This window comes from Mesorhizobium sp. M7A.F.Ca.CA.002.04.1.1 (assembly GCF_004022805.1).
Taxonomy (GTDB): Bacteria; Pseudomonadota; Alphaproteobacteria; order Rhizobiales; family Rhizobiaceae; genus Mesorhizobium; species Mesorhizobium ciceri.
Window position 1 is genome coordinate 1 of sequence record NZ_RZPL01000246.1, and the last position, 7,231, is coordinate 7,231.

General features: G+C 63.0%; 8 protein-coding genes. 3 read left to right on the forward strand and 5 right to left on the reverse strand.

Annotated elements, in window-relative coordinates; all coding sequences use genetic code 11:
- Together ENZ75_RS14885 and ENZ75_RS14890 are read right to left on the reverse strand one after the other, a co-directional pair.
- Positions 1-294 (reverse strand): MFS transporter (locus ENZ75_RS14885; RefSeq protein WP_128278163.1); only part of this gene is annotated, 294 nt, incomplete at its 3' end.
- Positions 295-420: 126 nt separating this feature from the next.
- A complete protein-coding gene (locus ENZ75_RS14890; RefSeq protein WP_063168771.1) occupies positions 421-879 on the reverse strand; it encodes an Lrp/AsnC family transcriptional regulator in 459 nt (152 codons plus the stop codon).
- A gap of 170 nt (positions 880-1,049) precedes the next feature.
- Between ENZ75_RS14890 and ENZ75_RS14895 the strand changes: the two genes are divergently transcribed.
- Both ENZ75_RS14895 and ENZ75_RS14900 read left to right on the forward strand, forming a co-directional pair.
- Positions 1,050-1,784 (forward strand): AzlC family ABC transporter permease, encoded by a 735-nt coding sequence (locus tag ENZ75_RS14895; RefSeq protein WP_013530159.1) that lies wholly within the window; start codon positions 1,050-1,052, stop codon positions 1,782-1,784.
- Positions 1,781-2,080, forward strand: a complete 300-nt coding sequence (locus tag ENZ75_RS14900) for an AzlD family protein (protein ID WP_013530160.1) — start codon at positions 1,781-1,783, stop codon at positions 2,078-2,080. Before ENZ75_RS14895 ends, ENZ75_RS14900 begins: the two co-directional genes overlap by 4 nt.
- 6 nt (positions 2,081-2,086) lie before the next feature.
- Here ENZ75_RS14900 and ENZ75_RS14905 read toward each other — a convergent pair whose 3' ends face one another.
- The 3 genes from ENZ75_RS14905 to ENZ75_RS14915 form a co-directional block, all read right to left on the reverse strand.
- Complete coding sequence (locus ENZ75_RS14905; protein WP_063168770.1) at positions 2,087-4,660, reverse strand: polynucleotide kinase-phosphatase; 2,574 nt, start codon at positions 4,658-4,660, stop codon at positions 2,087-2,089.
- Positions 4,657-6,099 carry a 3' terminal RNA ribose 2'-O-methyltransferase Hen1 gene (locus ENZ75_RS14910; protein ID WP_244514334.1) on the reverse strand — a complete coding sequence of 481 codons (1,443 nt, stop codon included), beginning with the start codon at positions 6,097-6,099 and terminating at the stop codon, positions 4,657-4,659. The genes ENZ75_RS14905 and ENZ75_RS14910 overlap by 4 nt, the downstream gene beginning before the upstream one ends.
- A gap of 104 nt (positions 6,100-6,203) precedes the next feature.
- A complete protein-coding gene (locus ENZ75_RS14915) occupies positions 6,204-6,839 on the reverse strand; it encodes an FMN-dependent NADH-azoreductase (protein ID WP_024505492.1) in 636 nt (211 codons plus the stop codon).
- 113 nt (positions 6,840-6,952) lie between these two features.
- On the opposite strand from ENZ75_RS14915, the gene ENZ75_RS14920 reads away from it, so the two are divergent.
- Positions 6,953-7,231: LysR family transcriptional regulator (locus ENZ75_RS14920; RefSeq protein WP_164887826.1), on the forward strand; the 279-nt coding region annotated here is incomplete at its 3' end.

A 7,231-nucleotide genomic window follows, 5' to 3' on the forward strand; every position in this document is an offset into this window, starting at 1 on the left:
GCTCAGCAGCGAACCGGCCCGGCTGGCCAGCACCAGCGCCAGCCCGAGCAGAACCGCGCCGGTCATCACGACGATGCGGGCGCCAAAACGGTCCGATATCGCGCCCCAGGCGAAGCCGCCAAGGCCCATCACCAGGAAGTTGAGCGTCATGGCGCTCGAAATGCCGGCGCGCGACCAGTTGGTGTCGATCGCCATCGGCTCGAGAAAGATCGCCAGCGAAAACATCGTCCCGATGGCGACACAGGACATCAGCGCGCCAGCCGCGACGATGACCCAACGATAGGAAAAGCTCATTCAAATCTCCCATGCCAGAGGGCAGCGCTCAGCGCTGCTTGCATCCGAAGGACGCCGGCAGCGAGGCTGATCCTACAATCCGGTTGCATTTTTTATCCAGTCTGGCCCGACGCCGTTTTCAGCAGATCAGACCGGCAGTTCCGACGTGTATTTGATCGTTTGGCTGGGGACGTCGGTCTTGACGTTCTGCACGCCCTTGATGCGGCTCAGATGCTCCGACTGGAAGCGGCGATAGTCGTCGATGCCGGCCGCCACCACGCGCACCATGGCGTCGCAATCGCCGAGCATCAGATAGCACTCCATCACCTGCGGCAGCTTGGCGACTTCGGTGGCGAAATGCTCGATCGTGTCCTCGTCCTGCGTCTTCAGCCAGATGCGGGTGAAGAAGGTCAGACCCTTGCCGATGCTGGCCGGGTTGAGCACGGCGACGTAGCGGTCGATGACACCGGCTTCCTCCAGCAGCTTCACGCGACGCAGGCAAGGCGATGGCGACAGCCCGACCTCATTGGCCAGATCGTTGTTGGCCATGCGGCCGTCGCGCTGCAGCGCCCGCAGAATCCGCTTGTCGATCTCATCCAGCTTCATGGCTACAGATTCCATCTATTCGAAAATTTGTAACATAAAATGCCAGAACTCGGCGAAATACAACAATCTCCGCAACCAAATTGCGGACCGATTTCGGTATGTTTGCTGCCGACATCAGTTGATTTCAAACGCAGAGAAGCGGCGGCCGCGAGGTCAGCCGATGAAGACACATGAGCATTTCACAGGCAGTCGAGACGGTGGCAGATGGTTCGAAATCCGAATTCCGCCGTGGCGTGGCGTCCTGCGCGCCGGTGCTGTTCGGCACCATCCCCTATGCGCTGGTGCTTGGCGCCCAGGCGACGCAGAAAGGCTTGAGCACGGTCGAACTGTCTGCCATGACAGGGCTGAACTTCGCCGGCGGTTCGGAGTTCGCGGCGATCCAGTTGTGGACGTCGCCGCCGCACATCGTGCTCATCGTCGCCATCACCTTCCTGGTCAACAGCCGTCACCTGCTGATGGGGGCGGCACTGGCGCCGTTCCTGCGCGACCTGCCACGGCGCAAGGTGTTTCCGGCGCTTTTCCTTATGTGCGATGAAAGCTGGGCGCTGGGCTTGGCCGATGCCAAACTGCGTGCTGCAGCCGGCATCACGCCGGCCTTCAGCCCGCGCTACTATATGGGCGCGGCGCTGGCGATGTATCTCACCTGGGTGGCCTTCACCACGCTGGGTGCCTTGCTCGGTCCGATGCTTGGCCATGTCGAGACCTATGGTTTTGACATGGCGTTCCCGGCTGTCTTCCTGGTGCTGATGCGCGGCATGTGGACGGGTATGGCGGCGGCGCGGCCCTGGCTGGTCAGCCTGGTCGTTGCAGCACTGGTCTATCTCTTCGTTCCCGGTGCCTGGTATGTCGCCGCCGGCGCCATGTCGGGTCTGGTCGCGGCCTGGCTGATGGCAGGTGATGCATGATTGATGCCGTGACCCTTCTCACCATCGTGCTGATGGCCGGCGTCACTTATCTGACGCGGATCGGCGGCTATGTCGTCCTACGCAACCGCACGCTGGGCGCCCGTGCCACGGCTGTGATGGAAGCTGCGCCCGGCTGCGTGCTGATCTCTGTCATCGCACCGGCCTTCGTATCGAAGTCCCCGGCGGATCTTCTGGCGCTGGCTGTTACTCTGGCAGCCGCCACGCGGTTTTCCATGCTGCCGACCGTGCTGATCGGGGTCGCTTCGGCGGGGTTGCTCAGGCATTTCATTGGGTAGTCTAGACTACAGCCTTGGATCTATTGGCTCGCTCTCCAGCGCCAGGACGCCGAAAACACACTCGTGGACACGCCGTAGGGGCTGCCTGGCGACAAACCGCTTCAGCGCCTCGTGACCGAGCGCGAACTCCCGGAGCGCCAGACTACGCTTGCCACCTAAGCCTCGTTCCCGCAGGCGCACGAGATTGTCCGGTGCGTCGTATTCAGGGCCATATATGATGCGCAGATACTCCCGGCCGCGCACCTTCAGCGCCGGCTGGATAACCCCCTTCTTGTTCCGGCTGACGAAGTCGCGCGGCTTCACCACCATGCCTTCGCCGCCCGAGCCGGTCAGCGTCTCCCACCAGGCAACAGCCTCGGCACAAGCGCCGGCGTCGGCCAGATCTACCACCCGCCATTGTGTTCGCGTTACCACGCCGGCAGCCAGGCGCTCTGCAAGTGTCATGTGCCAAACGTGGTCATGATCGAACCAGACACGTCCCTCGCTGGCGAGCAGGTGGAATGGTGCGACCTTCAGGTCCTCGATGCCCGAGACAGGCCACACGTAAGGCGCCCAAGCGGTAGCGTATCTGGCCGCGCGCGCGGCCCGGTCCTCAAGGCGAGCGTCCAGCGAGGCCGCATCGATGCCACGCGCCATCGCACGGGCCAGCGCCTCGCGACTGGCTTGGAGGCCTGCGGCCGCAGACGTCGCTACTGGTGCATACTGGCTTTCAATCAGGCTGCTGGCCTTGGCCGACCAGGGCATGATCTCGGCGTCCAGCAGCAGCCAATCGCTGTTCAATTCCTTCCATAGGTCCACAGCCTCGACTCTGGCGCGGAGGCGGGCGAGCAGGCCCTCCGTCATGCCAGTGCCGTTGAAAAAGGAGCGTCCGGTCCGGGTCCAGATCGCGCCGGTCTCGTCGCCAGGGACCCCGAACCGGTCGCGCGCCGCCTGTGCGTCTCGGCACAGCGCGATGACTGCCCGCGAACCCATGTGCTTCTCCTCGCAAACGATTTGGGTGACGCCACGCTCGCGGAAATGGGCGAAGGCCTCCTCGGGGCGCTCCAGCCAGCCGCTTTGGCTGCTGGTCTCCGATGGCGACATCGTCGGTGGCAGATACATCAACCACTGCGGCGACAATGCGAAACGGCTCATCACCTCAAGTGCTGCCGACGCGTTCTCCTCGGCCACAACGACCCGGCCCCTCAGTTCGGTCTCGATCCAACGTCGACCAGAGACATCCTCATAGTCGAGCACCCCGTCGGCGTCGGCCTGTGCCGATCTGCCCAGACCGGAGGATCCACCTAGTGGGCGCACCGGTTCGGACCAAGTCTGGATTGCCGGCACCTCGACCAGTTCGCGTTCCGGCCAGCGCAAGGCCGTCAGTTTGCCGCCGAACACGCAACCGGTGTCGATACACAGCGTGTTGTTGACCCATTCGGCCGACAGCACCGGCGTGTGCCCGTAGACCACGGCGGTCTTGCCGCGATAGGCGGCAGTCCAATCGGCACGGACGGGCAGGCCGAATTCGTCGATTTCGCCAGTGGTTTCGCCATAGAGGGCGAACTCGCGCACAGCGCCGGAGCCACGTCCGATCATCTCTTCCTTGAGGCCGGCATGGGCGACGGCGAGGCGTCCGTCATCCAGCCAGACGTGGCTGCGCAGGCTGTCGAGGAAGGCCGGCAAAGCCTCTCGCAGGCCGCGATCCTGAGCGTCCAGCTGATCGATGGTTTGTTGCAGGCCGTGGGCAATCGTCACCTTGCGGCCCTCCAGCCAGCGGCTGAGCTTGCGTTCGTGATTGCCCTGGACACAGTAGGCGGCTCCGGCCGCGACCATGCTCATGGCGATGCGCAAGGTGTCGGGCACGTTGGGACCGCGATCGACGAGGTCGCCGACAAAGACGATCTTGCGGCCTTCCGGCGGTGTCACAGCGACGATTCGTTCGCCATGATCCTCGGACCAGGCGACGCTGTAACCGAGTTGAGCGAGCAAGGCCTGAAGTTCATCGGCGCAGCCGTGGATGTCGCCTATGATATCGAACGGACCGTGGTGGTCGCGCTTGTCGGTCCACAATGGCTGGCGCGTGACCCTGGCGGTGTCGATACTGGCCTCGCTGGTAAGCTTCCAGACCTGGCGGAAACCTTCGCGTTGCAGCCCGCCGAGGCCCTTGCGAATTTCGGTGGTCATGCGCTGGACCACGCCGGCGCCGAACGGCCGGTCGGGTCGCAACGCGTTGCGAGCGACGCAGACGTCGACACCTGGATCGATGACCACGGCGACCGGCAAGGTGTGCCACTTGCGCGCAAGTTCGATCCAGGCCTTGCGGTCAGCGGCTCGCACGTTGGTGGCATCGATGACGGCCAGCTTGCGATACTTGAGCCGTTTGCTGGCAATCTCGCGCGCCAAATCGAAGGCATCTGCCGAGACATCCTGATCAGTCTCGTTGTCGCTGACTAGCGCGCGGCAGCGATCCGAGGAGATGATTTCTGTCGGCAGGAAGTGCCTGGCGGCGAAGGTCGACTTGCCTGATCCCGTCGATCCGATCAGCACGACCAGGGCGAAGTCAGGGATGGCGAGATCGGTCTTGTCGGGCTCTCTCATCGGGTGAACACCGCCATCTGTGTCGGCGCCCCCAGGACTGGGTGCACGGCTCCGATGTCGCTGAATGCGGCGCTGTAGCCATAGGCCTTGCCGATCCGGGCCGCCCAGGCTTCAAACCGAACGCGGCTCCATTCGAAACGGTGATCCGGATGGCGAAAGGCGCCGGGAGCCAGATTGGGAAACAAGGCGTTATAATCGGCGTTGGGCGTGGTCACGATCACGGTTTTGGGCGCCGTCTCGCCGAAGACAACACGTTCGATTAGGGGCAATCTGTCTTCGTCGAGATGCTCGATGACCTCCACCAACACGGCAACATCAGCTTCTGCCCAGCGGCTGTCGCGATATGTCAGCGATCCATGCATCAGCGTGACACGGCCTTCGGGCGGTCCGCCGAACTCGTTCAGCTTGAGACGCTTGGCAGCCCGTTCCAGCTCACGAACGGCAGGGTCGAGTCCGAACATCTTGTGGACCCATCGTTCGCGCACGAGCCGATAGAGAAGCTTGCCTTCGCCGCATCCCAGATCTGCAATACTGGTCGCGCCGGTCGCGCGGATGGCTCGGACCACTGCGTCCATGCGCAGGTCATTCAGTCGGATGGGCGCCTCGAGCGCTTCCTCGGGCGCAATCCGGGCTTCGGGAGGCAGGGCCTCACCAGCCGTCTCGGGAGCCAGTCGCTCTAGGGCGATGCGGGCCAACGCACCCCGGTTGCGCAGATAACGGCGCACGATTAGGTCTTTGGCTGGGTGGTTTTCCAGCCAGCCTTCGCCTTTGGACAGCAGCTTGTCGATCTCGGCCTCGCCAACCCAGTAGTGCTTGGCGTCGTCCATCACCGGGATCAGGACATAGAGGTGATTGAGCAGGCTGCTTAGCCGGCCGGTGCCGGTCAGCCTAAGATGACCGTATCGGGGGCCGCCTGTGTTGGATCCAATAGTTTCGATCGGTGTCAGGTCAACGGACCATCCCAAGGGTTCGAACAGACCCCGCACGAGAGCCTCGCCGCCGCGCATCGGCAGCGGGGTCACCACGGTTTCGAGCGGCAGGTCGCTGTCGGCCAGTTGCTGGCGTTCCTTTGATATGCCGGTCATCGCGGTTCGCAGCGCCTTATTCAATGCCACTGACAGGAAGGACGATGCCGCATACGGGCGGTCGTTCACATACTGGTCCAACAAGCCTTCTGCCTGCCCCTTGCCTCGCACTAGCCCTATAGGGTCGACGTCTAGCAGAAGTACGGCCTCGCAACGCTCGTCGGTCGCTTCCGGATAGAACAGCCAAGCCTTGCCGAAGGATAGGTCAGTCTCGTGCAGACGTTCGGGGTGCTTGTGCAGCAAGAAGCCGAGATCTGTGGCCGGACGTTGCGTTGTAGCGACGGAAAGGAACATCGGCGACCGATAACGCAGAACAGCAGAATAACCAATGGCGTTGCGCTGCAATTTATCCAACGCAATACATCCATTTTCCACACGTAACTTTGTCGCGCCGCCAAGAAAAAGGCAGGCGCGTACGCGCCTGCCTTTTTCAATTTCGGGTGGGTGGCCGCAGCGCCTTATGCGGCAGCCGCGACGTCCCGGCTGGCGGCCACGACGGCGTCGACCTTGGCGGTCGCCTTGGCGAGCGCTGCTGTCACCGCGTCAGGGCCCATGCCGACACCTTCGATGCGGATGACATCGACATCGGTCATGCCGAGGAAGCCGAGCACGCCACGCAGGTAGGGAATGGCGTGATCGAACTGCACGGCCGCACCTTCCGAATAGATGCCGCCGGAAGCCAGCACGATATAGACCTTCTTGCCGGTGACCAGACCCTTGGGGCCGTTCTCGCCATAGGCAAAGCTCTTGCCGGAGCGGGAGATGTGGTCGACCCATGACTTCAGGGTCGAGGAGATGTTGAAGTTGATGAAGCCGGTGGCCAGGATCACCGTGTCGGCGGCGAATAGCTCGTCGAGCACGACATCGGAGACGCCGACGACTTCAGCCTGGCGCGGGGTGCGCGCTTCGGCCGGGGTATAGATGCCCGTCGCATAGTCGGCATCGATGTGCGGCAACGGATTGGCGACGAGGTCGCGCACGACGAGCGTGTTCGACGGATCGGCGGCGACGAGCTTTTCGGCGAATTCGGTGGCGATGCGGGTCGAATGCGAGGCAGCGCCGCGCGGGCTCGAAGTGACAAGAAGAATGGACATTTTGGGCTCTCTCCAGCGGTTGGAATGATTTGTCCCGCCAGATATGGGGCTTTCGATCCATTCAATAAACTGGTATATTTTCTATACGATCCATCCATAAGTTGGATATAACGATGCAGCCCAACCCGACGCTCGATCAACTTCAGATCTTTGTGACAGTCGCCGAAGCCGGCAGCTTCTCGGCCGCCGGCCGCAAGCTCAACCGGGCACAGTCCGTCATCAGCTACGGCATCGCCAATCTCGAGGCGCAGCTTGGGCTGAAACTGTTCGAGCGCGAGGGCACGCGCGAGCCGCAATTGACGGAGATCGGCCGGGCAATGCTGGAGGACGCACGGCGCATGATCGGCGCGCTGCAGCGCATCCGCTCGCGCGTCGACGGCCACCACCAGGGG

Coding starts and splice junctions, on each gene's coding strand:
- ENZ75_RS14900 (WP_013530160.1), top strand. CDS start 1,781: ATGATTGATGCCGTGACCCTTCTCACCATCGTGCTGATGGCCGGCGTC.
- ENZ75_RS14890 (WP_063168771.1), bottom strand. CDS start 879: ATGAAGCTGGATGAGATCGACAAGCGGATTCTGCGGGCGCTGCAGCGC.
- ENZ75_RS14895 (WP_013530159.1), top strand. CDS start 1,050: ATGAGCATTTCACAGGCAGTCGAGACGGTGGCAGATGGTTCGAAATCC.
- ENZ75_RS14905 (WP_063168770.1), bottom strand. CDS start 4,660: ATGAGAGAGCCCGACAAGACCGATCTCGCCATCCCTGACTTCGCCCTG.
- ENZ75_RS14915 (WP_024505492.1), bottom strand. CDS start 6,839: ATGTCCATTCTTCTTGTCACTTCGAGCCCGCGCGGCGCTGCCTCGCAT.